Below are 26,691 nucleotides of genomic sequence, written 5' to 3'. Positions count from 1 at the left end.
CCCATGAAAGTCCTGCTTGTTTTTGCTCATCCTGAACCGCGTTCGCTCAACGGCGCGCTGCGTGACGTCGCCATCAGGGAACTCGAGGCCCAAGGCCACGAGGTGCGGGTGTCGGACCTCTATGCCGACGGCTGGAAAGCCGAGGTGGACCGTGCCGACTTTCCGGCGTGGCCGCCCGAAGCACGCTTCCTGCCGGCCGGCGCCTCCAAAAAGGCTTTTGCGACCAACACTCTGACCGATGACGTCAAAGCCGAGATCGACAAGCTGCTATGGGCCGACACCCTGATCCTCCAGTTCCCGCTGTGGTGGTACGCCATGCCGGCGATCCTCAAAGGCTGGGTCGATCGCGTGTACGCCTACGGCTTCGCCTATGGCGTTGGCGAGCACAGCGACAAGCGGTGGGGTGACCGCTTTGGTGAGGGAACGCTCGCCGGCAAGCGCGCAATGCTGATCGTGACCACCGGCGGCTGGGAGGAGCATTATTCCGCCCGCGGCGTCAACGGCCCGATCGACGACCTGCTGTTCCCGATCAATCACGGAATTCTCTATTATCCGGGCTACGACGTGCTTCCGCCGTTCGTGGTTTACAGGGTGGACCGTTTTGGGGAAGCCGATTTCGAGCCTGTCGCGGAGCGGCTGCGCGAGAGGATGCGGACGCTCGAGACAATCCGGCCCATTCCTTATCGGCAGCAGAATGGCGGCGATTACCTGATCCCAAGCATGCAGTTGCGCCCCGGCCTGGAGAGCCCGGGTGCAACCGCTTTCGCGCTCCACCAGAACGGCGCAAGCGCAGCCGGACAGCCCGATCAGGACAGCCGGGCGATGACGGTACGCAGCGCCTCGCCGAAACGCCGAACTTCCTCAATCGTATTGTAATGCACCAGCGAGGCGCGGACGGCGCCGCTGTCCATGCTTAAGTTGAGCCGCTTCATCAGGCGCGGCGCATACATATGGCCGTCGCGAATGCCGATCTGCATCTCGGCCATTTCCTCGACGATCCTCTGCGGCGACAGCGTGCCGATGTTGAAACAGAAAGTCGGCACGCGCTCGCTGAGGCGTGCTTCGTCGGCGACACCATAGATCGTCGCGCCGCAACCCTTGAGCACCGCCAGCATTTCGCGCGCCAGCACCTGCTCGTAATCGCGGATGGCATTCATGCCGGCGACGATGTTGTCGCGGCGCGACCGGTTATTCTCGGACAAGAAATTGCGGCCGATCGACTCGAGATAGCGCACCGCGGCATCCATGCCGGAGACGTTCTCGTAGATGAAGGTACCGGCCTCGATCTTGTAAGGCGGCTCGTCGGGGATGAAATCCTCGCGGAAGGTCGGCAAGCGCTTCAGTGTTTCGAAGCGGCCCCACAGGAAGCCCATATGAGGCGAGAAATTCTTGTAGCCGGAGCAGACCAGATAATCGCAATCCCAGGCCTGCACATCGATCAACCCATGCGGGCCGTAATGCACGCAGTCGAGGAACACTTCGGCGCCTGCCGCATGCGCAATCCCAGCCACGGAAGCAACGTCGACAATCGAGCCGATCGAATGCGCCGTCACCGTGCAGGCGACGAGCCGGGTGCGCTCTGAGACCAGCGGGCGCAAATCGTCGACATGCAGATTGCCGTCCTCGCGCATCCGCCACCATTTGAACTTGGCGCCAGCGGGCGCCAGCGCCAGCCACGTCGCGATATTAGCGTCGTGATCCATGTCGGTGATGACGATCTCGTCACGCTCCCCGTTTGGGCGCTCGGAAAGCATCTGGCCGATGCCGAGGCTGACCAGGCGGATGAACGAAGTGGCGTTCATGCCGAAGCAGATCTCCGCCGGGTTGGTAGCGTTGATCAGCAAGGCCACGCTTTCACGCGCGCCGGCCACGGCTTGATCGACGGTGACGCTGCGGCCATAGCGGCCGCCGCGCTGCACATTATGCGCGACCAAATGGTTGGTGACCGCATCGAGCACGCTTTGCGGGATCTGCGCGCCGGCGGCATTGTCCATGAAGACGAAGTCTCCGGCTTGCTGCAAGGCGGGAAACATGGCGCGGATCGTCTCGACCGGGAAAGCTGCGGCATCGCCGGTTTTCGAAATCTGATGCTGGTTCAAGCTCGTCTCCTGCGAAGTGCCTAACGGAAGTTGATATTCGGGGAATTGGCGGACGGAAATCGTTGGCGGCCTCAGCGGGTCTTTTCGGTCTGGAAGCGGCGTTCCAGGAGGCTGACGAGTCGGACCATCGGCCAGAGAAAGATCAGATAGACCAGCGCCGCGCCGATCAGCGGTGAAGGATTGGCATAGAGCGATTGCGCGTTGGTCGCTTCCTTCAGCAGTTCAGGCAATGCTACCGTGGAGGCGAGCGAAGTATCCTTGAACATCGAAACGCAATTGCTGGTCATTGGCGGAATGACGACGCGGATCGCCTGCGGCAGCACTACCTTGCGCAAGGTCAGCAAGAACGGCAGGCCGAGCGCCTGCGCCGCCTCGAACTGGCCGCGCGGAATGCTCTCTATGCCGGAGCGGAACACCTCGGCCGAATAGGCCGCCATGATGATGGCGAAGGCCATCACCGCGGACGTCCACGATGACAGGCGAATGCCGAGGAACGGCAGCGCATAGTAGATCAGGATCAGCACCACCAGCACCGGCATCGCCCGGAAAATGTCGATGTAGCCGAGAGCCAGCAGCCGAAGCGGCTTTGGCGCATAGAGCCGCACCAGGCTGATCGCGAGGCCGACGGGAATACCGATGCCGATGCTCATGATTCCGAGCAGCAGGGTGTTCAGGAAACCGCGCAGCAGCGCCGGCAGGCTGGAGACCATGACGTCGGCGTTGAAGAAGGTGTCCAGCAGCGACATCGCAGCATTTCCGAAACGTTTGGCGTCCCGCGACGCTCGAGCCCGAGCCCGAAATTCGAAATCGTGCCGGCAAGAAGCCGGCACGACATTTAAGCGCCAACTGCCGCTCAGGCCTTCGGCATAGGCATTTCCTTGACGGTCGAGGAATCGGCCGGTGCGTCGCTGCCGAACCACTTCTTGTGGATCGCGGCCAGCGTGCCGTCCTTCTTCATCGCGGTCAGCGCGTCGTTCAGCTTGCCGAGCAGCGGGTGGTCCTTGGTCATCATCAGGCCGTACTGCTCGCCGGTCTTGATGCGCTCTTTCACGGCGAGATCCTTCATCCTGGTGAAGGAATATTCCAGGCCCGGAATATCGCTGACCGCTGCATCGACGCGGCCGGAGCTGAGATCGAGCAGCAAATTCTGCTGCGTGTCGTAGCCTTTGACGTCACTGAACCCGTCCGCCTCCTGGTGGGCCTTCACCCAGGCTTCACCGGTCGAGCCGGACAGCACGCCGACGATCTTGCCCTTGAGGTCGGCCTCGGCTTTGATTGGGCTGTCGGCCTTCGCGGCGATGCCCATGTCGGAATCATAGTAGGGCTGCGTGAACGACTGAGACTTCAGCCGCTCCGGCGTGATGGTGATCGACGAGATGGCGACGTCGATGCGCTTCGAGGTGGTGGCGGCGAACAGCGCCTGGAAACCGAGATCGGCGATATCAGTGGTCATGCCGATACGCTTTGCCGCCTCATTGATGATGTCGACTTCGAAACCCTCGAACGTGCCGCTCTCGTTCTTGTATTCAAAAGGCGGATTGGTCGGATAGGCGCCGACATTCAGCGTGCCTTCGGCAGAGGCCGGGCCGCCGGCGATGCCGATGGCGGCAGCAAGAAGCAGCAGGTTGCGACGGGTGAAGTTCATTTTCGTTCCCTCTGGTTGTGATCGGGCGGGTTTGGCCCCCGCACGGTTTTGATGCGCCAAGTGACGGGACTGCCGGAAAGCCCTCCCGGCACGGCAGTCGCAAGACATCGGATGCTATCCAAAGTACCGCGCTTTTCAAGGCGAAAGTTTAAGCTTAAAAAATTGCCGCGTGTTGCCGTCACTCCGGAATAACCGCCGTGGCCTGGATCTCAACCTTGGCGCGATCCTCGACCAGCGCCATCACCTGCATGGCGGCCATCGCCGGAAAATGCCGGCCGATCACCTCGCGATAGACCTCGCCGATCCCCTTGAGATTGGCCAGATATTCCGCCTTGTCGGTAAAGTACCAGGTCATCGAGGTGATATGCTGCGGCTTGGCGCCGGCCTCGGCGAGCACGGCGACAATATTGGCCAGCGTTTGCCGCACCTGACCGACAAGATCATCGGTCTCGAAGCAGCCCTGTCCGTTCCAGCCGACCTGCCCGCCGACGAAGACAAGCTGCCCGCGCGCGGCGACGCCGTTGGCGTAGCCGACGGGTTTCGCCCAGCCTTCCGGCTGCAGGATGGTGTGCATGTCAAAACCTCCCAATGCTCAAATCCGGTCGCTCAAACTCAAGGACAATCAATTTTTACGCAAATCCTGTCTCAGGCCGCTCCCATCACTTGCCGTGCAATCACCACTTTCTGCACGTCGGACGCCCCCTCGTAGATGCGCAGTGCCCGGATCTCGCGATACAGTCTTTCGACGATATGCCCCTTGCGGACGCCGTCGCCGCCATGCAGCTGGACAGCCTTGTCGATCACCTCTTGCGCTTTGTCGGTAGCGAACAGCTTGGCCATGGCGGCTTCGCGGGTAACCCGGGCCGCGCCCATGTCCTTGGTCCAGGCGGCGCGGTAGACCAGCAAGGCGGCGGCATCGACATCCAGCGCCATGTCGGCGATATGGCCCTGCACCATCTGCAGCTCGGCCATCGGTGCACCGAACAGCTTGCGCTCGGCCACTCTTGTGATGCCTTCGTCCAGCGCGCGCCGGGCAAGGCCGAGCGCCGCTGCGCCGACAGTCGAACGGAATACGTCGAGCACCGACATGGCGATGCGAAAACCGTCACCGGGTTTGCCGATCAGCGCCGAGGCTGGGACGCGTGCATTGTCGAAAGATAGCCGGGCGAGCGGGTGCGGCGCGATCACCTCCAGCCGCTCGGCGATGGTCAGCCCCTCGGCCTCGGAAGGCACGACGAAGGCGGAAAGCCCCTTGGCGCCGGGCGCCTCGCCGGTACGGGCAAAGACAACATAAAAGTCAGCGATACCGCCGTTGGAGATCCAGGTCTTTTCGCCGGATAGGTGATAGCTGTCGCCGTCTCGCGCGGCGGTCATTTCCATATTGGCAACGTCCGAGCCCGAACGCGGCTCCGAAAGCGCGAAAGCCGAAATCGCCTTGCCGGCCCGTGTCTTTGCCAGCCAGTGCTGCTGGTCTGGCGTGCCGAACAGGCTGAGCGCGCCGGTGCCGAGCCCTTGCATGGCGAAGGCGAAATCGGCGAGCCCATCATGCCGGGCCAGCGTCTCGCGCGTGAGGCAGAGCGTGCGCACGTCGAGCGGCGAGGGGTTTTCGATGTCGAGCGCCGTCGGCTTCAGCCAGCCGTCCCGGCCGAGCTTGGCCACCAGCTCGCGGCAAGCGGCGTCGACATCGTCATGGGCGACCGGCAGGGTCTTGGAGCACCATGCGTCCAGCCGCTCGGCCAGTTCACGATGGCGGGCCTCGAAGAACGGCCAGTTGAGGAAAGAGCGGTCAGGCATTTCTGCCTCCGCTATGCTTCGGGCCTCGCGCTCTACAGCGCCCCCCTCTGTCCTGCCGGCCGTCTCCCCCTCTAGGGGGGAGATTGGCAGCTCCGGCGTCCGCCCGCATCTTGCGGCGGTTGCGGTTGGCTAAGGTGGGAACCAAAGTCGATCTCCCCCCTTGAGGGGGAGAGGTCCGGCAGGACAGAGGGGGGCGCTGTCCCGCGAACCTGTCGGTCTTTATCGAAGAAAACATCCTCAATTCCCCTCGAACACCGGCTTTTCCTTGGCGACGAAAGCCTCGTACGCCCGTTCGAAATCGCGTGTCTGCATGCAGATCGCCTGCGCCTGCGCTTCCGATTCGATAGCCTGGTCAAGCCCCATCGACCATTCCTGATTCAGCTGCGTCTTGGTCATGCCATGGGCGAAGGTCGGGCCGGAAACGACGCGCGCGGCCATGTCGAGCGCGTCGGCCTCAAGCGTTGCGGTATCGACCAGCCGGTTGTAGAAGCCCCAGCGCTCGCCTTCCTCGGCACTCATCGTGCGGCCGGTGTAGAGCAGCTCGGCGGCGCGGCCCTGGCCAATGATACGCGGCAGGATCGCGCAGGCGCCCATGTCGCAGCCGGCAAGGCCGACGCGGGTGAACAGGAAAGCCGTTTTGGCCTGTGGCGTGGCGATGCGGATATCGGAGGCCATGGCGATGATTGCGCCGGCGCCGACCGCCACGCCGTCGACCGCCGCAATAATCGGCTTGCCGCAATTCAGCATCGCCTTGACGAAATCGCCGGTCATGCGGGTGAAGGCGAGCAGCGCCTTCATGTCCATCTTGACCAGTGGGCCGATGATCTCGTGGACATCGCCGCCCGAGCAGAAATCGCCGCCATTGGGAAGGAACACTACCGCATCGACATCGTCGGCATAGACGAGATCGCGAAAAGTGTCGCGCAATTCGGCATAGCTGTCGAAGGTCAGCGGGTTCTTGCGCTCCGGCCGATCGAGCCGGATTTTTGCGATCTTGCCTTCGACCTGCCAGAGGAAATGCTTCGGCTTGCGGCCAGCCATCTTCGTCATTCCCGTCCCTCCCAATTGCTGCGGAAGGAGGTCAGCATGCCGGTCAGCCGGCGCGCCTCGTCCTCGCTCACATTGCCCAGCAACTCGCCGACCCATTTTTCATGCGCGGCGGCGATCACGGCGAAAGTCTTCGATCCCTCTTCCGTCAGCCGCACCATCGAAGTGCGGCGGTCGCCATTGCGTCGGGCCCGCATCACCAGCCCTTCCGAGACCAGCCGGTCGATGATGCCGGTGACATTGCCGTTGGACACCAGCAGGAAGCGCGAAAGATCGCTCATCAGCATGCCTTCCGGCGCGCGGTAGAGCGCGGCCATCACGTCGAAGCGTGGCAACGTCGTGTTGAACTCTTGGCGCAGGCGTTCGCGCAGCTCGGCCTCGATGGTGCGCGAGGCGCGCAGCAGGCGTATCCACAGCCGCAGGCGGTCCTTGCCGGGTCCGGACGGGGCGGGTAGGGGACCGGCTACCATGTCTCACCTCCGGAGATCGAAATCGTCTGCCCGGTAATCGACCGGGCGGCGTCGCCACACAGATAAAGTACCGCGGCCGCAATTTCTTCCGGCTGGATGAAGCGGTCTTGCGGGTTGGTCGCGGCAAGACTTGCCCGTGCCCGCTCGGACGAGCGGCCGGTCGCTTCGACGATGCGCTGGACGGCGCTCTCCAGCATCTCGGTTTCGACAAACCCTGGGCACACGGCATTCACTGTTATGCCGGACTTGGCGGTCTCGACGGCGAGTGCCCGCATCAGGCCGACGACGCCATGCTTGGCGGCAACGTAAGCTGAGACATAGGGATAGCCTTTCAATCCGGCGGTGGAAGCGACGAAGATGATACGGCCAGTCTTGCGCACTGCCATGCCGGCCAACGCCGGCTTCACCGTCAGGAACGCGCCGGTCAAGTTGACGTCGAGCGTGCGCTGCCAGTCTGCCAGCGAGGTCCGCTGCGCCGGAGCACTGCCGGACATGCCGGCATTGGCAACGACGATGTCGAACGCTCCGTGTGCCGCTTGCGCGGCCTCGTAGAGCGCCGTCATCGATGCCTCGTCGGCGACGTCGGCGGCAACTGCAAAGATGCGCTTGTTCTCGGCGGCAACCTCGGCAAGCGGCTCCACGCGCCGGCCGCAGATGGTCACGTTAATGCCCGCGCCGGCCAGCGCCAGCGCGATTGCGCGGCCGACGCCGGAGCCGCCGCCGGTGACCAGCGCATGACGCCCCGAAATCGTCGCGGCGGCACTCATACTTTCAACCCCGCCGCCGCTTCGCGTTCGGCCAGCCGGTAGAGCTGGTCGCGGCCGGGCAGATAGGGATCCGGCCATTTGACGCCGCGATCGCCAAGCGTGACGGCCGCGTGCAGCGTCCAGTACGGATCGGCAAGATGCGGCCTAGCCAGTGCGACGAGATCGGCGCGGCCCGCCATCAGGATCGAGTTGACGTGGTCCGGCTCATAGATATTGCCGACCGCCATCGTCGCCATGCCGACCTCGTTGCGGATGCGATCGGAAAACGGCGTCTGGAACATGCGGCCATAGACCGGTCTTGCCACGGCCGAAGTCTGGCCGGCCGATACGTCGCAGATGTCTACGCCGGCCTCATGCAGCAGCCGCGCGATCTCTACGGCATCGGCCGGCGTCACGCCTTCGATGCCCAGCCAGTCATTGGCGGAGATGCGCATCGAGATCGGCTTCTCGGCCGGCCATGCGGCGCGCACCGCATGAAAGATTTCCAAGGGATAGCGCATGCGGTTTTCCAGCGAGCCGCCATAGGAGTCGATGCGCCGGTTGGTCAAGGGCGTGATGAAGGAGGACAGGAGATAGCCGTGCGCGGCGTGGATTTCGAGCATGTCGAAGCCGCAGCGCGCCGCCATCTCGGCCGAAGCGACAAACTGGTCGCGCACCATATCCATGTCGGCGCGGTCCATCGCCTTCGGCACCTGGTTTTCCGGCGACCACGGCACGGAAGAGGCTGCCATGACCGGCCAATTGCCTGAGGGCAGCGGCACGTCGGTTCCCTGCCAGCCGAGCCTGGTGGACCCCTTGGCACCGGAATGGCCGATCTGGGCGCAGATCTTGGCCTCGGTCTCGGCATGGACGAACTCGACCAGCCGCTTCCAGGCGACCTCATGCTCGGGCGCATAGAAACCGGGGCAGCCAGGCGTGATGCGGCCCTCCGGGCTGACGCAGGTCATCTCGATGTAGAGGAGGCCGGCGCCGCCCTTGGCCCGTTCGGCGTAATGGGCGAAATGCCAGTCAGTCGGACAGCCGTCGACCGCCTTGTACTGCGCCATCGGCGAGACGACGACGCGGTTCTGCAGCGCCATGCCGCGCAGCCGGAACGGCGCGAACATCGGCGCGCGACGCAGACTGTTGCCGCCGGCGCCGGCCTGGCGCTGGAACCATTCCTCGGCGCCGGCCAGCCATTCGGCATCGCGCAGCCGCAAATTCTCGTGACTGATGCGTTGCGAACGCGTCAGCAGCGAATAGTTGAACTGCACCGGATCGAGGCCGAGATAGCGCTCGACCTCCTCGAACCATTCGAGCGAATTGCGCGCCGCCGACTGCAGCTTCAGCACTTCGGTGCGGCGGGCGTCCTCATATCTGCGGAAGGCTGCCTCGAGGTCCGGTTCGGACTCGACATAGTCGGCCAGCGCCACCGCGCTTTCCAGCGCCAGCTTGGTGCCGGAACCGATCGAGAAATGCGCGCTCGCCGCCGCGTCCCCCATCAGCGCCAGGTTCTTGTAGGACCAGCGTTCGCACAAGACGCGCGGGAAATTGATCCACGCCGAGCCGCGGATATGATTGGCATTGGTCATCAGCGCGTGGCCGCCGAGATGACGGGCAAAGATGCGCTCGCAGACGGCAATGGATTCCTGCTGCGACATCGCGCCGAAGCCGAAGCGCTGCCAGGTCTGCTCGCTGCATTCTACGATGAAGGTCGCGGTATCGCTGTCGAACTGGTAGGCGTGCGCCCACACCCAGCCATGCTCGGTTTTCTCGAAGATGAACGTGAAGGCGTCGTCGAATTTCTGGTGGGTGCCGAGCCAAACGAACTTGCATTTACGGATGTCGATATCGGGCTTGAACACGTCGACGAAGGTGCCTCGCGCTTTCGAGTTCAGCCCGTCGGCGGCGACAACCAGGTCGTGCGTCTCCATAAACGGCTTTGGATCGGCGATGTCGGATTCGAAGACCAGCTTGACGCCGAGCTCGCGCGCCCGCCGTTGCAGCAGGGTGAGCAGCCGCTTGCGGCCGATGCCGCAAAAGCCATGACCGGTCGAGACCGTTCGCACGCCGTCATGGATGACGGCGATGTCGTCCCAATAGGCGAAATGCTTGCGGATCCAGACGGCGCTGACCGGGTCGTTTTTGGTCAGGTTCTCCAGCGTTTCGGCCGACAGCACGACGCCCCAGCCGAACGTATCATCGGCACGGTTGCGCTCGAATACCGTGACCTCATGCACGGCATCCCTGAGCTTCAGCGAGATTGCAAAGTAGAGCCCGGCTGGTCCGCCGCCGAGAACCGCAACTTTCATCGTGCGATCTCCTCTTCGCTTCTGTCTGTCGAGTTTACGCCTGAAGCAGATTAATTCAAGCTTGAAGTTTCAGGATTGAAACAATCCGCCTCAGAAACCAAGCTTGCCGGCAGTCGGCTTGCGCTGGCCAGGGAAGCTCCGGGCTATTTTTCCGGGTTCTTCGGGCTCCACAGCACCGTCTCCGCATCTTTTTCATAGGCCATGCCATTGGGATAGCTGATCGCTTCCAACTGCAAGCCCCAGGGCGCCTGGAAGTAGAGGATGGTCTGGCCGGCGGCCGGGCCTTCGGTAACCGGCAGCGGCCCCATCCGCGTCTTGACGCCTTTGCCGTCAAGATAGGCTTTTGCGGCGGCGATGTCGTCGACATAGAAGGCGATGTGGAAGCCGCCTATGTCGCTGTTGCGAGGCGTCAGGTCCTTCTGGTCCGGCGCGGTGTATTTGAACAGCTCGATGTTCGACCCGTGTCCGCAGCGGACCAGGGTGATCTCCTCGATCACTGCCTTGGGATCGACGCCCAGCAGATCCTGCATGAACGTGCCCTTGTCGTCGGCGAACGGGCCGAACGACATCGCCTTCTTGCAGCCGACCACCTCGGTAAAAAACTCGACGGCCTGCTGCATGTCGGGGACGGTGACGCCGGTGTGGTCGTGGCCACGCATGCCGGGTATCGAATCAGCCGAGGCTGCTCCCATTGAGCCGGCCAGAGCGGCGGCAAGCATCGTGTTTCTGATTGCGTATTTCATTCCAGTTCTCCTCCGTTTCGCGAGCTGACTTGTCGGCGCACGTCCGAGGCCCGCTCTTCGGTGTGCGAGTAGGAATGTGTTCATGCCGGCGCCTTTGCGGCGGGAAGCAGCCAGGCGTCATCGATCTCGGGCAGCGGAATGGCGGCGAGGAGGTCGCGCGTGTAAGCCTGCTGCGGCTTCTCGAACAAAGTATCCGTCGCACTGGCTTCGACGATCGCGCCTTCGCGCATGACGATCACTTGCCGACAGAGCCGCCGGATCACCGACAGGTCATGGCTGATGAAGGCAACGGTCAGGCCCATGTCGGCGGCGAGTTTTTCCAGCAGCGTCAGGATCTGTGCCTGCGTCGACACGTCGAGGCCTGAGACGATTTCGTCGGCCAGCACGAATTTCGGCGACAGCGCCAGCGCGCGGGCAATGCCGACGCGCTGGCGCTGGCCGCCCGACAATTCATGACGATAGCGGCTGGCGAAGCCTTGCGGCAGGCCGACGCGCTGAAGCGCTTCAGCCACTCGGGCTTTCAGATTATCGCCGAGGCCATTCTGTTTGAGTGGTGCGGCGATGATGCTGGCGATGGTGCGGCGTGGGTTAAGCGACGACATCGGGTCCTGGAAGATCATCTGCAGATTGCGGCGCACGGGCCGCAGCTCCGCCTCAGGCAGATGCGTGATGTCGCGGCCGTCGAAGCTGACGCTGCCGGCGCTGGGCTCCAGCAGACGCACCAGCGCGCGGCCGAGCGTCGATTTCCCCGACCCGGATTCGCCGACGATGCCGGTCACCGATCCCCTGGGCAGATCGAAGTCCAGGCCTTTCAGGATCTCGGCCAGCGGAGCGCGGCCAAACAACGGCTTGCGCGTCATGTCGGGTAAGGCAACCTTCAGCCCGCGCACGGAAAACAGCGGCTCAGCCATGCGGGTGCCTCCAGGCTTGATCGGCGGCGGCGATCTCCGCGGCTAGCCCGGCCAGTACCGCCTCATCCACGGGTTTCAGCGAAGCGAGGGGATCGGTGTAGCGCGGCGTCGCGGCCATCAGCGCCCGCGTATAGGGGTGCTGCGGGGCAGCGAAGAGAGCAGCCGTCTCGGCCTCCTCCACCACCTTGCCGGCGTAGAGCACTGAAACTTTCTGGCTGATCTTGGCGACGACGCCGAGATCGTGGGTAACGAACAGGATCGCCGTGCCATGCTCGCGCTGCAATTGCGCGATCAGCCGCAAGATCTGCTTCTGCACGGTCACGTCGAGCGCCGTGGTCGGCTCGTCGGCGACGATCAGCCTTGGTTCGGCTGCGAACGCCGCGGCGATCAGCACGCGCTGGCGCATGCCGCCGGACAGCTCGTGCGGATAGCATTTGAGGACACGCTCGGGGTCGCGGATCTGCACCTCGTCCAGCAATTGGCGGATGCGTGTATCGGCCTTCTCACCGCTCCAGCCGAGGATGCGCACCAGCCGGTCGGTCATCTGTGGGCCGATTCGCCGTGACGGATTGAGCGCGGTCAGCGGGTCCTGCGGGATCAGCGCGGTGCGCGCGCCGATCAGCGTGCGCCTTGCCTTCGGCTGAAGCTTGCCGAGGTCCTCGCCCTCGAGCAGCATGTCGCCTTCGACAATGCGCACGCTGGGTGGCAGCACACCGAGCACCGCCTTGCCGATCATCGTCTTGCCGGCGCCGCTCTCGCCGACCAGCGCGCGGACCTCGCCGGGTTGAACGGAAAGCGATACCGAGCGCAACACGCGCAAGCCATTAGGCAGCACCGCGCTAAGGTCGCGTATGTCGAGACAGGATTTCGCCAGCGCGTTCATCGCAGCACCGGATCGAAACGTGCCCTAAGACCTTCGCCGAACTGGCTGAACGACAGCACCGTGAGGATCAGGGTGACCAGCGGGAACACCAGCACCCACCAGGCCTGATGGATCGATAGGCGACCCTCTGCGATGATGCCGCCCCAGGTTGGGTCGTCGGTCGAGATCGACAGATTGACGAAGGACAGGATCGCCTCAACGATGACGGCAATGCCCATCTCCAGCGACAGCAGCGCCACGATCGACGGCACCACATTGGGCAGCACTTCGCGCAGCATGATGCCGATGCGTCCGTAACCGGCGATGCGGGCGTTCTCGACATAGTCCATGCGCGACTGGCCCATCGTCTCGGCGCGGATCACCCGGCAGAAGCGGGTCCAGTCGATGACGGCAATGGCAATGATAACCGAGCTCAAGCCGGTGCCGAGCACTGCGACCAGAAGGATGGCAAACAGCACCGGCGGAAACGCCATCCAGACATCGACGATACGCGAGATGATGCGGTCGGCAAAGCCGCCGAAATAGCCGGCGATCAGCCCCAGCGTCGAGCCGACCAGGCAGGCGGCAAGGGCTGCCGCGAAGGCGACGATGAAGGCGATGCGGGCACCGAAGATCAGCCGTGACAGAAGATCGCGGCCGAGGCTGTCGGTGCCGAGCCAGTAGCCGGGCTCAGCGCCGCTCAGCCAGAACGGCGGCAGCCGCTCCAGCATCAAATCCTGCGCCAGTGGGTCCTGCGGCGCGACCAACGGCGCAAAAATCGCGGCCAGCAGCGCAATCAGCAGCCAACCCCCGGCCAGCCACAGGCGTGCCCGCGAGCCATGTCTTGAAATGCGGGCCTCATCCATGGCGCAGCCTCGGATTAAGCAGCGCATACATCATGTCCACGCTGAGGTTGATCAGCACGAACAACAGCGCGAACACCAGCACGATGCCCTGGATCAGCGGCAGGTCGCGGTTGATGACGGCATCGATCGCCATGTTGCCAAGACCCTCATAGGAAAATAGCCGCTCGACGATGACCGTGCCGCCGATCAGGAAGGTGAACTGCACGCCGACCAGAGTGAGCGTCGGCAGGGCGGCGTTCTTCAACGCCTCGCGCAGGATGACCTGCGTTTCCGAAAAGCCCTTTACCCGCGCCAGCACGACATAGTCGAGGTCGAGCACTTCCTTCAGCGACTGTTTCAGCAGCTGCGAGATGATCGCGGCGAGTGGCAGCGCCAAAGCCACGGCCGGCATCAGCATATGCGCCAGCAGGTCCTTGGTCAGGTCGAAGCGCAGCCGCACGATGCTCTCGAACAAATAGAACTGCGTGACGAAGGGCAGATTGAGTTGCGGCGACACCCGGCCGGAAATGTCGAAAACCGGCACCAGCACGCCGAACAAAAGGATCAGCACCAAACCCCACAGAAAATCGGGAATCGAGAGCGCCGCACCGCTGGCGATGTCGATGCCAGCCTCGACTGCGGTGCCGCGTTCGCGCGCGCCGAGGATCGCCGTCGTGCCGCCGATTGCCAGCGCCATCAAGAGCGCGACGATCGCGAGTTCCAGCGTCGCCGGCAGGCGGTTGACGACCAGGCCCAGAACATCCTGCCGGAGCGAAATCGAGGTGCCGAAATCGCCCCTGACGACACCTGCCAGCCAGATGAAAAATTGCTGGACGATGGTCTTGTCCAGCCCGTAAAGCGCGCGCAGACGCGCGATGTCGGCATCGGTTGCACCGGGCGGCAGCATCATCGCGATCGGATCGCCTGGCGCGACACGGATGACGACGAAGACGACGACGGCCACGCCGAACAGCGTGATCGCCATCGTCAGAAGACGGATCAGGAATCTTTGCAGCAGCATGGTCGCCCGTGACAGAAAATGCGCGCCGTCATTCCGGACGGCGCGCGGCAAGCCGAAGGCTGTCTCAGGCCGGGCTCATCAGCGCCGGCAACAGCGCGCCCGACACATGCTGCACGACATTGACGCCCTTGGCATGCACGATCGGCTGCGCATACTGGATCAGCGGCAGTACATAGGCCTGCTCGGCAATGTACTTGTCGACGGCCTTCCAGCCGGCAATGCGCTTGGCCTCGTCCTTCTCGCCCCACAGCGGGTTGATCATGTCGATCAGATCCTGACTGTCCCACACCGAATGCGGGCTCGGGCCATACATGGCAAAGCCGGTCGAGGTGGTCGGGTCACCGATGGCGTTGCCCCAATTGTAGAAGGCGGCCGGCGCCAGCTTGTCGGCGGCGCGCAACTCATAATGCTTGGCGATCTCGTAGACCTCGATCGTCGCCTCGATGCCGACCTTGCGCCACATGCCGACGATCGCCTGGATCATCTCGTAGTCCTTGGGCTTGAAGCCCTTGGTCGTCTGTATCGTGAACTTGACCGGCTTTTCCGGCGAATAGCCGGAGGCGGCCAGCAATTCCTTGGCCTTTTCCGGGTTATGCTCGGCCTTGATCGACGCATCGTAGGCGGCGTATTCCGGCGTCTCCAGCGTATCGATGGCTTGGCCGTAACCGCGCAGCAGCCGGTCGACCAAAAGCTTTTTATCGACCGCCATCACCGCTGCCTGGCGCACGTTCTTGTCCAGCATCACGTCGATGTCGTTGAAGAAGATCATGCCGATGTCGGAAACATTCCTGCATGAGCCGGTAAGTCCGTCCTTGGCGATCAGGCGGTCATATTCCTCATAGGGGATTTCGAGAGTCACCTGCGAGGAGCCGGACTCGATCTCGGCGACGCGGCTCGCCGCATCGGTGACGAACTTGATGGTTACGTTTTCGAAGGCCGGCTTGCCGCCCCAGTAGTTGGGGTTGGCCTTGAGCCGCAGGAAGGCATTGCGCTCGAATTTGTCGACCATATAGGGCCCGGTGCCGATCGGGGCTTTCTCAAAACCCTCGGCGCCGACCTTTTCGTAATAGGCCTTCGGCATGATGTAGCCGGTGAGGAACGACATCCATTTGAAATACACCGGGTCGAATTGCACGACGTCGCCGGTGATCTTGTTGCCGTCGATCTTGAAGTTGTTGACGTTCTTCCAGACGAACTGGATCGGGTTGCCGGTCTTTTCATCGCCCGCCCGCTGCAGCGACCAGACCACGTCTTCGGCCGTGAATGGCGAACCGTCATGCCAGGTGACGCCCTCGCGCACCGTCATCATGATCTTGCTGCGATCCTCGTTCCAGCCCCATTCGGTGAGCAGGCCGGGCGCGAAAGAAAGATCCGGCTTCTGCGGGATGAACTGGTCGAACACCGATTGGTAGAGACCCTGGATGGTCGGGTTGACCGCCGAAGGCCCGGTGGTCGGGTCCCAGGACGGCAGGTTGACGTTGTAGGCGATAGTCAGTTCGCCGGCAGCCTTGGCGATTCGCGGCAGGCCGAGCGCCGTGGCGCCAAGTGCGGCCGCGCCGTATCCGAGCAATTCTCGTCTGTTGATTGTCATGGTCGTTCCCCTGTTGCTTTTATGCGCGGTGTCGTTGTCAATCGGTGGGTTCAGGCTTCCTTGGGCAACCGCGCCTTGTCCTCCTTCACCCTGGATGAAAAATGGAGCCTACCTCCCGCCAAGTTGTTGTGCGAGCATGAAGCCCGACGCCGCCCCGGTGCCGGCGCCCGGCCATGTTGCCGCCCCGGTCAGGTGCAGATTGCCGATCGGCGTGTTCCAGCCGGCGTAACCGCGCGCCGGCCGGAACAGGAAATTCTGCACCAGATGATGGCTGCCGCAGACCTGGTCGCCCCCGACCAGGTTGGGATTCTCGCGTTCGAGGTCGATGGGCGAGAACACGGCGCGGCCGAGGATCTTCTGGCGAAGGCCGGGCGCATAGCGCTCGATAATGTCGAGGACGCGCTCGGCGTAGTGCTCCCTAGCCTCGTCCCAGTGGGCCGGCGCGATCATGCCCGCCGCATCGCCCACAATCTCGGCCGGCAGCATGCGCACCTGCACCCAGAGCACATGGTTGCCGTCCGGCGCGCGCGACGGATCGACCGCCGTCGGCTGGCCGACGACCAGCACCGGCTCGTCCGGCAGCATGCCTGCCATCGCCTGCTGATAGGTTCGCGACATGGCGTCGAGCGACGGCGAGAGATGCACATAGGCGAACTGCCGAAGCTCGGCGCCGGCGCGCCAGTCCGGCAAATCGTCGAGTGCCAGATGGATCATCATCGTGCCCGGCGCGTGGCGGAATTTTTTCATGGCCGTGTCGAAGCCGGCGTCGCCCGATCCATTAGGCAACAGTTTCCCGGGCAGCGCCTTGGGCGCGACACCGGCGATGACGGCCCTGGTGGCGGTGTGAGTCTCGCCGGAAGCGAGCCGCACGCCGGTCGCCTTGCCAGCCGAAACCGTGATCTCGGCGACATCAGCCCCAGTGACGATCTTGCCGCCGGCGGCCGTGAGCATGCCCGACAAAGCGCGGATGATCGTGTCGGCGCCGCCTCTGCCGAGCAGCATGCCGAAGCACTGGTTGGCCATGGATTCGAGGTAAGGAAATACCGCGCCGCCAGCGATGTCAGGCGCGAAATCGAGATGCATGCCCCAGGTGGCCAGCGTCGCCCTGACATGCGGTGACTCGAAAGTCTGCTCGAGCCACGCGCGGGGTGAGGAAAGCAGTAATCGGCCGGTATCGAGCGCGCCGCCAATACCCTTCTTGCGCCAGAGCTTCCAGGCCGTGCCGGCGAGCGCACGCCCACTCATCGGCGAGCCCAGCAGCCGGAACAGATGCTCGGCCTCCGCCGGGAATGCCGCAACCAGACGGCGCCATGTGGCTGCGTCGGTCGCGGAGAAGGCGGTCATCCGTCCAGTGGTCTTCTCCAGGTCGCTGCTGACGCCGAACCAGCGACCGTCGGGGAAGGCGCTGGCAAAACAGTCGGCCACCGGCACGAATTCCAGCCCGTGGGTTTTCAATTCATTTGCATATTTCTTGTGAAAGGCCGAGCCGGCGAACAGGCCCAGATTCATTGCACCGAAATCGTGCCGGAAGCCTGGAAGCGTGAATTCACGCGTCTGGACGGCGCCGCCAATCGTTGGATTGCGGTCGAAAACCGCTGTTTTCCAGCCTTTGAGCGCCAGATGCGCGGCGCATGCCAGACTGTTGTGGCCTGCCCCGACAAATATGGCGTCGAACTCGCTCACGCCCCGTCCCATTTCCTTTATGCTTAAAGATAATTGCAGATGCATATGTTTTCGTCTAGTAGGATATTAAGGGCCGCGAGAGCCTTCAGAACCATTGAGAAAGAGGGAACAGAGACCATGGACACACAACAACTCCTCGGCGACGTCGCCGGCCAGCTTCTTTCAGGCGCCATCCAGGTGGTCGACCTGACGGCGCCGCTCGGGCCCAACACGCCGCTGATCAAGCTGCCGCCGGAGCTGGCGGTGGACACGCCGAAGGTCGAGATCCACGCCATCTCCCACTATGACAAGAACGGTCCGTGGTGGGCCTGGAACTGGCTGAAGCTCGGCGAACACTCGGGCACGCATTTCGACGCGCCGCAGCACTGGATCACCGGCAAGGATTATCCGGACGGTGCCACCGACACCATTCCGGTTCAGAATTTCGTCGGCCCGGTCAATGTCATCGACTGCTCGAAGCAAGCCGCCGCCGATCACGACTTCCTGCTCACCGTCGACCACATCAAGGCCTGGGAAGCCGAACATGGCGCTATCAACGCGGGCGAATGGGTGGTGATGCGCACCGACTGGTACAAGCGCAACGGCTCGGAAGCCGAGTTCCTCAACGCCAATGAGACCGGACCGCACACGCCCGGACCGACGGCCGAGGCCATCCAGTATCTGATCAGCAAGGACATCAAGGGCTGGGGCAGCGAGACGATCGGCACGGATGCTGGCAAAGCAGGGGGAATGGAGCCGCCATTCCCGGCGCACAGCCTGATGCACAAGGCCAACCGCTATGGGCTCGCCAGCCTGTGCAACCTCGACCGGCTGCCGCCGAAGGGCGCGATCCTGATCGCCGCACCGCTCAAGATCGAGCACGGCACCGGCAGCCCGATCCGCGCACTGGCGCTCGTGCCGAGACAATAGGGCAACTGGCGGTCTTCGGGAGAAGATCATGCTTGCAGGCAATGCTGTGGTGACGGGTTGGGAGCGGCAGTCTTGCAAGGCTGCGGCTCTACGGTGCCCTCCCCTGTCCTGCCGGACATCTCCCTCACTTGGGGGGAGATTGGCCGTCGATACTGCCTTCGCCAATCTTCAACGTCGTAGGAACGAGCGGAGCGCCGAAGCCGCTAATCTCCCCCCGAGTGGGGGAGATGTCCGGCAGGACAGAGGGGGGCGCCGTAGAGCGCCAATCTCTGCAATTGAACTCCTGCCGGTTAGGAGCAACCCTCGATGAGCGATATCGATCACATCATCGTCGGAAGCGGCATCAACGCGCTGGTTTGCGCGGCGATGCTTGGCGGCAAGGGGGCGAAGGTGCTGGTGCTCGAGCGCAACGACCGCATCGGCGGCTGCATGCGCACCGAAGAAATCACCGCGCCCGGCTTCATCCACGACGTGATGGCGACGACCTTTGTCCTGTTCATCACCTCACCGGCCTATGCGGCATTGGGCAAGGATCTGGCGCGGCACGGCCTGGAGTTTTGCAACACCTCCACGCCGACCGGCGTGCTGCGCCCGGACGGCAGCTACGCCATCCTGCGCACCGATCGTATCGCCAATGTCACGGCGGCCAATGCGCTTGCCGCGGGCGACGGCGACCGGCACCGCAGCGATGTCGGCGAGATCGAGCGCAACGCCGGTCTGCTGTTCGGTCTGCTCGGCGGCAGCCTGTGGTCCTACCCGACGGCCAGGCTGCTGGCGGGCGAAGCCTGGCGGCGCGGCCCGCGTGGCCTTGCCGCCTTTGTCGGCAGCGCGCTGGTGCCGGCGCGCAGTTGGCTGGAAAGCACCTACCAGTCGGAAACCATGCGCGCGCTGTGGGCGCCCTGGGTGCTGCATGCGGGCCTCGGGCCTGAGGACGCGTTCTCCGGCCAGATCGCCAAGGTCATCGCCTTCGCGCTTGAGGCGGCCGGCGCGCCGATCGTCAAGGGCGGTGCCAGGAATCTGCTGTCTGCCTTCGAAGCCCTGATCAGGGAACGTGGCGGCGAAATCCGCACCGGCGCCGACGTCGCGGCTATTGTCCAAAGCGGAGGCCGCGCCGCCGGCGTGCGGCTGGCTTCGGGCGAAACAATCAGCGTGAACAAGAGCGTCATCTGCTCGGTCACGCCGACCCAGCTCTACGAGCGGCTGCTCGGCGACGCGGCGCCGAAAGCCGAGGTCGAGGCAGCGCAAAAATACCGCTATGGCAAGGGCAATTTCCAGATCCACTATGCCTTGGACAAGCCGCCCGCATGGCGCGGCGAGGGCTTGGACAAGGTCGCGCTGCTGCATCTGACGCCGGGGCTCGACGGCGTCTCGAAGGCCTGCAACGAAGCCGTGCGCGGCATGCTGCCGGAGGTGCCGACCATCTGCGTCGGCCAGCCGCACGTGCTCGACCCATCGCGCTGCCCGGACGGCAAGGCGATCCTGTGGCTGCAAATGCCCGAGGCGCCACGCCATATCAAGGGCGATGCCGCCGGCAAACTGCAAACACCGGCAGACGGTCACTGGACCGAGGCGCTGCGCGAAGCCTATGCCGACCGTGCCGAAGCGATCCTCGCCAGCCATATCGATGGGTTCAAGGACAGCGTCATCGCACGCCGCGCCTGTTCGCCGGCCGACCTGGAAGCGATGAACATCAATCTGGTCGGCGGCGACCCCTATGGCGGTTCCTCGACCATCGACCAGTCGTTTCTGTGGCGGCCGCTCAAGACGAGCCGCAATCACGAAACCGGGGTCAGGGGTCTCTACCACATCGGCGCCTCGACCCATCCGGGTGCTGGCTTGGGCGGCGGCTCCGGCTTTCTCCTGGCGGGGAGGCTGTGATGGAACAGAAGGTTGAAAAACGCCAGCGCATCTCGACTTTGGGCCAGATCGGCCTGCAGCAGTTCGCGCCCTATTTGATGAACCGCATCATGGGCCGCTACAACGCCACGCTGCGCCACAATTTCCGCAAGCAAGGCCTGACCATTCCGCAGGTGCGCACGCTGGCCGTATTGTCGGTCACCGATGGCGTCACCGTCAACGATCTCTCGGTCTATACCGTCATCGAGCAGTCGACCTTGAGCCGCACGCTCGACACGCTGGAGGGACAAGGGTTTGTTCGGCGCGAGCAGGGGGTCACCGACAGCCGTATCCGCCATGTGTTCCTGACCGACGATGGCCGCGCCGAGTTCGCGCGCGCCTGGCCGGCCATGCACGACGCTTTCGAGGCTATGTTCGACGATGTCGACGATGCCGAATACGCGGCGCTGATCGCGACATTGCAGAAGATGCTGAAGAACATTCGCAAGCACGACATCTGATCTTACGCGCCGCCATCGGGGCGGTAACGGAAGGAGCCCAAAATGGCCGAACGGTCTTTTGCCAAGGAAGTCGAAAAGCTCAGGCTCGGCGCTGGCGAGGAGTTTTCCGGCGAAGGCATTCTCGCCATCACCAAGGCCCTGCTGCAATGCGGCGTCGGCTATGTCGGCGGCTATCAGGGTGCACCGATCAGCCATCTGATGGACGTGCTGGCCGACGCGCAGGATATCCTGGGCGAGCTCGGCGTGCATTTCGAGGCGAGCGCCTCGGAAGCCACCGCCACCGCCATGCTGGCGGCATCGGTGCACTATCCGATCCGTGGCGCGGCCACCTTCAAGTCTACGGTCGGCACCAATGTCGCCTCCGACGCGCTCGCCAATCTCGCTTCCGGCGGCGTCACCGGCGGTGCATTGATCATCGTCGGCGAGGATTACGGCGAAGGCTCCTCGATCATGCAGGAGCGCAGCCACGCCTTCGCCATGAAGAGCCAGGTCTGGCTGCTCGACCCGCGCCCGAACCTGCCCTCGATCGTCAAGGCGGTGGAGGACGGCTTCGACCTGTCCGAGGTTTCCAACACGCCGGTCATGCTGCAGGTCCGCATTCGCTGCTGCCATGTCCACGGCCATTTCATCGCCAAGGACAACAAGCGCCCGGCGATGACGGTGGCCGATGCGCTCGCCGCGCCGCGCCGCGACACCGGCCGCATCGTGCTGCCGCCCGCGTCCTTCCTGCACGAGAAAGAAAAGGTGCAGAAACGCTGGCCGGCGGCGGTCGATTTCATCCGCACCAACAAGATCAACGAGTTTTTCGGCCCGGAGCACGGCTCGGTCGGCATCGTCATGCAGGGCGGCATGTACAATTCGGTCATCCGGGCGCTGCAGCGGCTCGGCCTCGCCGACACTTATGGCGACACCGACGTGCCGCTCTATGTGCTGAACGCCGTCTACCCGCTGGTCGATGACGAATTCCTGTCCTTCTGCGAAGGCAAGGACGCCGTGCTCGTCGTCGAGGAAGGCCAGCCCAACTACATCGAACAGGCCTTTGCCGCGATGCTGCACAAGGCCGGCCGCGGCACCAAGCTCGTTGGCAAGGAACATCTGCCTATGGCCGGCGAATATACCGGCCAGGTGATGCTCGACGGCATCGGATCGTTCCTGCGCGCCACCATCCCGCATCTGCTGCCAAGCGAGGTCCGCGCGCCCAACAAGATCGGCGACGGGCTCGACACCGCCGACCTGATCAACGTCGTCCCGGGCCGGCCGCCCGGCTTCTGCGTCGGCTGCCCGGAGCGGCCGATCTTCGCCGCCACCAAGCTGGTCGAGCAGGAGCTGGGCAAGCACCACATCGCCTCCGACATCGGCTGTCATTTGTTCTCGATCATGCCGCCTTTCGAGCTCGGTGCCACCACCATGGGCTACGGGCTGGGGCCGGCCTCGGCCTCGGCGTTCAACTCGCCCGATGCCAAGCGCCGCTCGATCTCCTTCGTCGGCGACGGCGGCTTCTGGCACAACGGCCTGACGTCCTCGATCGGCAATGCCGTGTTCAACAAGAACGATGGCGTCATCGTCATCGTCGATAATTTCTATTCGGCGGCGACGGGAGGGCAGGATATCCTTTCCTCCCGCGCCGGCAACAAGACGAAGTCGACCAAGCATCCGATCACCGAGGCGGTCAAAGGCATGGGCGTCAAATGGCTGCGCCACATCGACCGCACCTATGATGTGACCAGGATGCAGGACACGCTGCGCGAGGCGCTGACGACGGACGAGAAGGGCCCGAAAGTCATCGTCGCCTCGTCCGAATGCATGCTCAACCGCCAGCGTCGCGAGAAGCCTTTGGTCGACAAGGCGATCAAGGGCGGTGAGCGGGTCGTCAAGCCGAAATTCGGCGTCGACGAGGACATCTGCACCGGCGACCATGCCTGCATGCGGCTCTCCGGCTGTCCGTCGCTGTCGGTGAAGTCGCTCGATGACCCGCTGCGCGATGATCCGGTGGCGCATATCGATCAGAGCTGTGTCGGCTGCGGCAATTGCGGCGAGGTCGCCGATGCGGCGGTGCTGTGCCCGTCCTTCTACCGCGCCGACGTGGTGCACAATCCGAGCCGCTGGGACCGTTTCCTTGAAGCCGCTCGCCGCGCCACGATCGGCCTCTTGCAGCGCCGCCGTGAAAGCCGGCGGCTGATATTTGCCGATGCTTGACGCTGTCCCATCAACCCGTTCCAAGGCCGGCGCGCTGGACGATGAGCGCGTCATAAAGCTTGCCGTGCTGGCGGTCGGCGGCCAGGGCGGCGGCGTGCTGGCCGACTGGATCACCGACGTCGCCGAGCGCAACGGCTATGTCGCGCAATCGACCTCGGTCGCCGGCGTCGCCCAGCGCACCGGCGCCACCATCTATTACGTCGAGATGTGCCGCGACACCGGCCGGCTGCCGGTCTTCGCGCTGTCGCCGTCGCAGGGCGACGTCGACATATTGATCGCCGCCGAACTGATGGAAGCCGGCCGCGCCATCATCCGCGGGTTCGTCACGCCGGAGCGCACCACGCTGATCGCCTCGTCGCACCGCATCGCAGCGGTCTCCGAGAAGATCGAACCCGGCGACGGCCGCGCATCGTCCTCGAAGGTCCATGCCACGGCTGAAGCCGCGGCCAAGCGCTTCATCGCCTTCGACATGGAGAAGATCGCCGTCGATAACGGCTCGATGATCTCGGCCAGCCTGCTCGGCGCGCTGGCCGGGTCCGATGCCTTGCCGTTCACACGCGAGAGCTATGAGCAGGCCATCGGCGCCGGCGGCCGCGGCGTCAAGGCAAGCCTCGCTGCCTTCGCCGCCGCCTACGATCGGGCGCGCGCCATCGCGAGTGCGCCTTTGGGCGACAAGACTGTACAGCCGGCGGCCGCTGAAACCCGCTCGGCTGCGGCGACAAATGTCAGCGGCCCGGAAAGCCTGTTGAAGGGCTGGCAACAACTGGCGGCGCGCGTCGCTGCTTTGCCTTTACCCGTGCACGACATGGCGCTTCGCGGCCTGAAAAAAGTCGTCGACTACCAGGACGTCGCCTATGGCGGCGAGTATCTCGACCGGCTCGACCGGGCGGTCGTCCTGGACAATGCCGAACATGACTACGTGCTGTCGATCGCCGCGGCCAAGCATCTGGCCAACGCCATGTGCTACGACGACATGATCCGCGTCGCCGATCTGAAGACACGCTCGACGCGCGACCACCGCGTACGCCGCGAAGTCGGTGTCAAGCAAGGCTCAGTCCTGCAGGTGACGGAATATTTCCATCCGCGCATTGAGGAATTCTGCGGCACGCTGCCGGCCGGGCTCGGCAGCTACATCGAGGACCGGCCGAAGCTCGCCGCCTTACTCGACCGCCGCATCAATCGCGGCCGCCACATCCGCACCGACAGTTTCGCCGGCTTTGCCGCTTTGTGGTTCATCGGCGGCTTGCGCCGCTGGCGCCGCCGCCTGCTGCGTCACAAGGTCGAGACCGCGCATCTCGATCGCTGGTATGCGCTGGCGCTGGGCCAAGTCGGCCAGGACTACGCGCTTGGTACGGAGATCCTCAACTGCCGCCGGCTGATCAAGGGTTACAGCGACACCCACGCCCGCGCGCAGTCGAAATTCGACCGGGTGCTGTCGGCGCTCGACCTGGTCAAGGGCCGCCCGGACGCCGCCGACTGGATCCGGCGCCTGCGCGAAGCGGCGCTGAAGGACGAGAAGGGCGACATGCTCGACGGCGCGCTGAAGACCGTGGCGTCGCTGGGCGACACCTCGCCAAGCTGAGGCGCTCGTTCGACCCGGCTGCAACTCAGTCTGTCGTCCATGTCGCCTTCGACGCGGCAGTCTGCACGGCAATTCTCAGGCCAATGATCTCAGCGATCGCCGCCTCCAGCACCAGGACGATCGTTTCCTTTGCCACATCATCGAGATTTTCGGCGACATAGCTCAGGTCGCTTAGGACATCGTCTTCCTTTTCCATTTTTCTCCTCTGTTGAACTTTAGGCCAGAACTAAAAATGGGTGGCGGCACCGATTTGCATGCCTGCCGCTCCGTGTAGGCTTCTGCTCGCAGCGTGGATGAACCTCCCAACACCACGACGCCTTCACGGTCCGGGGGAGAAGGCGGGCAACGGCGGCGGTGCGGGGAACCGCCGCCGGCGTCCCCTTCCTTGCCGACAGACTCCTACGAAAACAGTACGCATTCATCCGGTTTTCTTGGATTTACCTTTATGAGTACAGCGTCTCCGATATGTTTATTGGTCGTCTCTTTTCTATAAAAATTCCTAGCTACTGGGTCGTATTTCTTGCCATCGAACAAGTAACCCACTCTTATATTATACGCGACAGGATCGGGAGCCGCAGTCAATCTATCTACAACCCTGGACTCAACCACCGGCCAAGCTGTCGCCCTCGCCGCAAGCCTACTCTCCTGAATAGTCGCAAGCACAAAAACAATGACCGCAATTATAAAGCAGAGGAATACAAAAATAAAACCAGCCTGATAGTTATCCATTATTTCTTACGCTGACCTTTCCTAGAAGAGATTAACGTTACCTAGAAAGACGATTTTATGATCATTTAGCTTCTCATCATACCCCGCCCTACGGCGCCACTGTTGCGTCCTCGCTGCTCGGCAAGCTCAATACCACAAACCGCATGGAAATCCTCCTGCGCCTGCGCGGCGAGCCGTGGCTGCTGACGGCACTCATCCGCTGGAACCGCACCAGACTGGATATTGATCCCAGCCCGTTCTGTCGGGATGGGACAGGCTCTGGGTAGTTCCCGCAGCAACATTTCCCCGAAAACTGGGAAATCGTCCGCCTAAAAATGGGTGGCCGGCACCGATTTGCATGCCCGCCGCTGCGCGTAGGCTTCTGCTCGCAGCGTGGATGAACCTCCCAACACCACGACGCCGTCACGATCCGGGGGAGAAGGTGGGCAACGGCGGCGGTGCGGGAAACCGCCGCTGGCGTCCGGCCGCTAGACTAGGCGCCGAGAATTCCTCGCCGCCCTGTGATCGACGCAACAAACGGGGGCTGCAATGTCGAATTCGCTTCTTCTGTCGACCGCCATGCTGCAATTCCTAGCGGCATATACGGTGATCATGATCACGCCAGACCCTATTGGACTCGCGACCGGCAGCCTTGCCTCCCTGCACGGCTTTGGCAGGACGATCCGCTCGTGGCCGGGATTGGCGCCGGAACCGCCGTGCTGGCGATCCTGGTGGCGTTCGGCGCCGTTCACCTTTCCGGGTCGCTGTCGGTGCCGGCGGTCAAGATCGCCGGTGCGGCGGCCCTTGGCTGGATGGCCCTGCGCATCGCCACAACGGCGGCGCCGGCCATCGGCGAAGCGCCTCGGCAGGCTGGATTGTTTGCCGGAGGTTTTCTCATCAGCATTCTCTCACCTGAAACCGCCGCCTTCTTCGCCGTCGCCTTCATGGGACTGATGCTGCCGATCCGGACCTCGAACGAGATGCTGATGGTCGCGGCCATCGTCGCCATCATCGACATAGGCTGGTACGGATTTCTGGCCGTCGCGCTTTCGCGTCCGCTCGTGCGCGCTGCCGCGATGTGGCATCATCGCGTCATCTGCCGGGCGGCGGGGATCGTGCTGGCAATGCTCGCCCTCGTCTCGGCGGCGTCAGCCTTTCCACTCGGCTGAG

The 26,691-nt window shown here is 63.7% G+C and carries 25 protein-coding genes; 7 read left to right on the top strand and 18 right to left on the bottom strand.

Annotated features, from left to right (window positions below; translation table 11 throughout):
* The first annotated feature begins 3 nt into the window (after positions 1-3).
* Positions 4-876, top strand: a complete 873-nt coding sequence (locus NMG46_RS03060; RefSeq protein WP_254816395.1) for an NAD(P)H-dependent oxidoreductase — start codon at positions 4-6, stop codon at positions 874-876.
* Here the strand turns inward: NMG46_RS03060 and NMG46_RS03055 are convergent.
* The 16 genes from NMG46_RS03055 to NMG46_RS02980 all read right to left on the bottom strand — a co-directional run bounded on the left by NMG46_RS03055 (position 807) and on the right by NMG46_RS02980 (position 17,769).
* Complete coding sequence (locus tag NMG46_RS03055) at positions 807-2,099, bottom strand: cysteine desulfurase-like protein (protein ID WP_254816238.1); 1,293 nt, start codon at positions 2,097-2,099, stop codon at positions 807-809. The genes NMG46_RS03060 and NMG46_RS03055 overlap by 70 nt on opposite strands.
* Before the next feature lie 71 nt (positions 2,100-2,170).
* Positions 2,171-2,845: an amino acid ABC transporter permease gene (locus tag NMG46_RS03050; protein WP_254816237.1), complete on the bottom strand. Its 675-nt coding sequence runs from the start codon at positions 2,843-2,845 to the stop codon at positions 2,171-2,173.
* Between the two features lie 107 nt (positions 2,846-2,952).
* Positions 2,953-3,744 (bottom strand): ABC transporter substrate-binding protein, encoded by a 792-nt coding sequence (locus tag NMG46_RS03045; RefSeq protein ID WP_254816236.1) that lies wholly within the window; start codon positions 3,742-3,744, stop codon positions 2,953-2,955.
* A 178-nt stretch (positions 3,745-3,922) separates the two neighbouring features.
* Positions 3,923-4,318, bottom strand: coding sequence for a RidA family protein (locus NMG46_RS03040; protein ID WP_254816235.1), 396 nt, complete (start codon positions 4,316-4,318; stop codon positions 3,923-3,925).
* Between the two features lie 71 nt (positions 4,319-4,389).
* Positions 4,390-5,538, bottom strand: coding sequence for an acyl-CoA dehydrogenase family protein (locus NMG46_RS03035; protein WP_254816234.1), 1,149 nt, complete (start codon positions 5,536-5,538; stop codon positions 4,390-4,392).
* A 237-nt stretch (positions 5,539-5,775) separates the two neighbouring features.
* Positions 5,776-6,588 carry an enoyl-CoA hydratase family protein gene (locus tag NMG46_RS03030; RefSeq protein WP_254816233.1) on the bottom strand — a complete coding sequence of 271 codons (813 nt, stop codon included), beginning with the start codon at positions 6,586-6,588 and terminating at the stop codon, positions 5,776-5,778.
* Positions 6,585-7,055: a MarR family winged helix-turn-helix transcriptional regulator gene (locus NMG46_RS03025; protein ID WP_254816232.1), complete on the bottom strand. Its 471-nt coding sequence runs from the start codon at positions 7,053-7,055 to the stop codon at positions 6,585-6,587. The genes NMG46_RS03030 and NMG46_RS03025 overlap by 4 nt, the downstream gene beginning before the upstream one ends.
* Entirely contained in the window at positions 7,049-7,822 is a 774-nt protein-coding gene (locus tag NMG46_RS03020) for an SDR family NAD(P)-dependent oxidoreductase (protein WP_254816231.1), read from the bottom strand. The genes NMG46_RS03025 and NMG46_RS03020 overlap by 7 nt, the downstream gene beginning before the upstream one ends.
* Positions 7,819-10,113 carry a bifunctional salicylyl-CoA 5-hydroxylase/oxidoreductase gene (locus tag NMG46_RS03015; protein ID WP_254816230.1) on the bottom strand — a complete coding sequence of 765 codons (2,295 nt, stop codon included), beginning with the start codon at positions 10,111-10,113 and terminating at the stop codon, positions 7,819-7,821. The genes NMG46_RS03020 and NMG46_RS03015 overlap by 4 nt, the downstream gene beginning before the upstream one ends.
* Positions 10,114-10,256: 143 nt before the next feature.
* Positions 10,257-10,856, bottom strand: coding sequence for a VOC family protein (locus NMG46_RS03010; protein ID WP_254816229.1), 600 nt, complete (start codon positions 10,854-10,856; stop codon positions 10,257-10,259).
* 80 nt (positions 10,857-10,936) lie between these two features.
* Positions 10,937-11,767 carry an ATP-binding cassette domain-containing protein gene (locus tag NMG46_RS03005; RefSeq protein WP_254816228.1) on the bottom strand — a complete coding sequence of 277 codons (831 nt, stop codon included), beginning with the start codon at positions 11,765-11,767 and terminating at the stop codon, positions 10,937-10,939.
* Positions 11,760-12,650 (bottom strand): ABC transporter ATP-binding protein, encoded by an 891-nt coding sequence (locus NMG46_RS03000; protein WP_254816227.1) that lies wholly within the window; start codon positions 12,648-12,650, stop codon positions 11,760-11,762. The genes NMG46_RS03005 and NMG46_RS03000 overlap by 8 nt, the downstream gene beginning before the upstream one ends.
* The gene (locus NMG46_RS02995; RefSeq protein WP_254816226.1) at positions 12,647-13,495 is read right to left on the bottom strand and encodes an ABC transporter permease; all 849 of its coding nucleotides are present in this window, start codon (positions 13,493-13,495) and stop codon (positions 12,647-12,649) included. The genes NMG46_RS03000 and NMG46_RS02995 overlap by 4 nt, the downstream gene beginning before the upstream one ends.
* Positions 13,488-14,495 carry an ABC transporter permease gene (locus NMG46_RS02990; protein WP_254816225.1) on the bottom strand — a complete coding sequence of 336 codons (1,008 nt, stop codon included), beginning with the start codon at positions 14,493-14,495 and terminating at the stop codon, positions 13,488-13,490. The genes NMG46_RS02995 and NMG46_RS02990 overlap by 8 nt, the downstream gene beginning before the upstream one ends.
* A 64-nt stretch (positions 14,496-14,559) precedes the next feature.
* Positions 14,560-16,086 (bottom strand): ABC transporter substrate-binding protein, encoded by a 1,527-nt coding sequence (locus NMG46_RS02985; RefSeq protein ID WP_254816224.1) that lies wholly within the window; start codon positions 16,084-16,086, stop codon positions 14,560-14,562.
* 108 nt (positions 16,087-16,194) lie between these two features.
* Complete coding sequence (locus NMG46_RS02980; protein ID WP_254816223.1) at positions 16,195-17,769, bottom strand: NAD(P)/FAD-dependent oxidoreductase; 1,575 nt, start codon at positions 17,767-17,769, stop codon at positions 16,195-16,197.
* A 117-nt stretch (positions 17,770-17,886) separates the two neighbouring features.
* Between NMG46_RS02980 and NMG46_RS02975 the strand changes: the two genes are divergently transcribed.
* The 5 genes from NMG46_RS02975 to NMG46_RS02955 all read left to right on the top strand — a co-directional run bounded on the left by NMG46_RS02975 (position 17,887) and on the right by NMG46_RS02955 (position 24,813).
* Positions 17,887-18,678, top strand: a complete 792-nt coding sequence (locus tag NMG46_RS02975) for a cyclase family protein (protein ID WP_254816222.1) — start codon at positions 17,887-17,889, stop codon at positions 18,676-18,678.
* 306 nt (positions 18,679-18,984) lie between these two features.
* Entirely contained in the window at positions 18,985-20,556 is a 1,572-nt protein-coding gene (locus tag NMG46_RS02970) for an NAD(P)/FAD-dependent oxidoreductase (protein ID WP_254816221.1), read from the top strand.
* Entirely contained in the window at positions 20,556-21,035 is a 480-nt protein-coding gene (locus NMG46_RS02965; RefSeq protein WP_254816220.1) for a MarR family winged helix-turn-helix transcriptional regulator, read from the top strand. Before NMG46_RS02970 ends, NMG46_RS02965 begins: the two co-directional genes overlap by 1 nt.
* A gap of 42 nt (positions 21,036-21,077) precedes the next feature.
* A complete protein-coding gene (locus NMG46_RS02960; RefSeq protein WP_254816219.1) occupies positions 21,078-23,231 on the top strand; it encodes an indolepyruvate ferredoxin oxidoreductase subunit alpha in 2,154 nt (717 codons plus the stop codon).
* Positions 23,224-24,813: an indolepyruvate oxidoreductase subunit beta family protein gene (locus NMG46_RS02955; protein ID WP_254816218.1), complete on the top strand. Its 1,590-nt coding sequence runs from the start codon at positions 23,224-23,226 to the stop codon at positions 24,811-24,813. The genes NMG46_RS02960 and NMG46_RS02955 overlap by 8 nt, the downstream gene beginning before the upstream one ends.
* 25 nt (positions 24,814-24,838) lie before the next feature.
* Here the strand turns inward: NMG46_RS02955 and NMG46_RS02950 are convergent, their stop codons facing one another.
* A complete protein-coding gene (locus tag NMG46_RS02950; RefSeq protein ID WP_254816217.1) occupies positions 24,839-25,009 on the bottom strand; it encodes a hypothetical protein in 171 nt (56 codons plus the stop codon).
* 203 nt (positions 25,010-25,212) lie between these two features.
* The gene (locus NMG46_RS02945; protein WP_254816216.1) at positions 25,213-25,542 is read right to left on the bottom strand and encodes a hypothetical protein; all 330 of its coding nucleotides are present in this window, start codon (positions 25,540-25,542) and stop codon (positions 25,213-25,215) included.
* 668 nt (positions 25,543-26,210) lie between these two features.
* On the opposite strand from NMG46_RS02945, the gene NMG46_RS02940 reads away from it, so the two are divergent.
* Complete coding sequence (locus tag NMG46_RS02940) at positions 26,211-26,690, top strand: LysE family transporter (RefSeq protein ID WP_254816215.1); 480 nt, start codon at positions 26,211-26,213, stop codon at positions 26,688-26,690.
* Position 26,691: the final 1 nt, after the last annotated feature.

Origin of the sequence: Mesorhizobium sp. LMG 17147 (genome assembly GCF_024297145.1) — a bacterium.
Lineage (GTDB): Bacteria > Pseudomonadota > Alphaproteobacteria > Rhizobiales > Rhizobiaceae > Mesorhizobium.
This window is presented reverse-complemented; position numbering and strand designations above follow the sequence as displayed.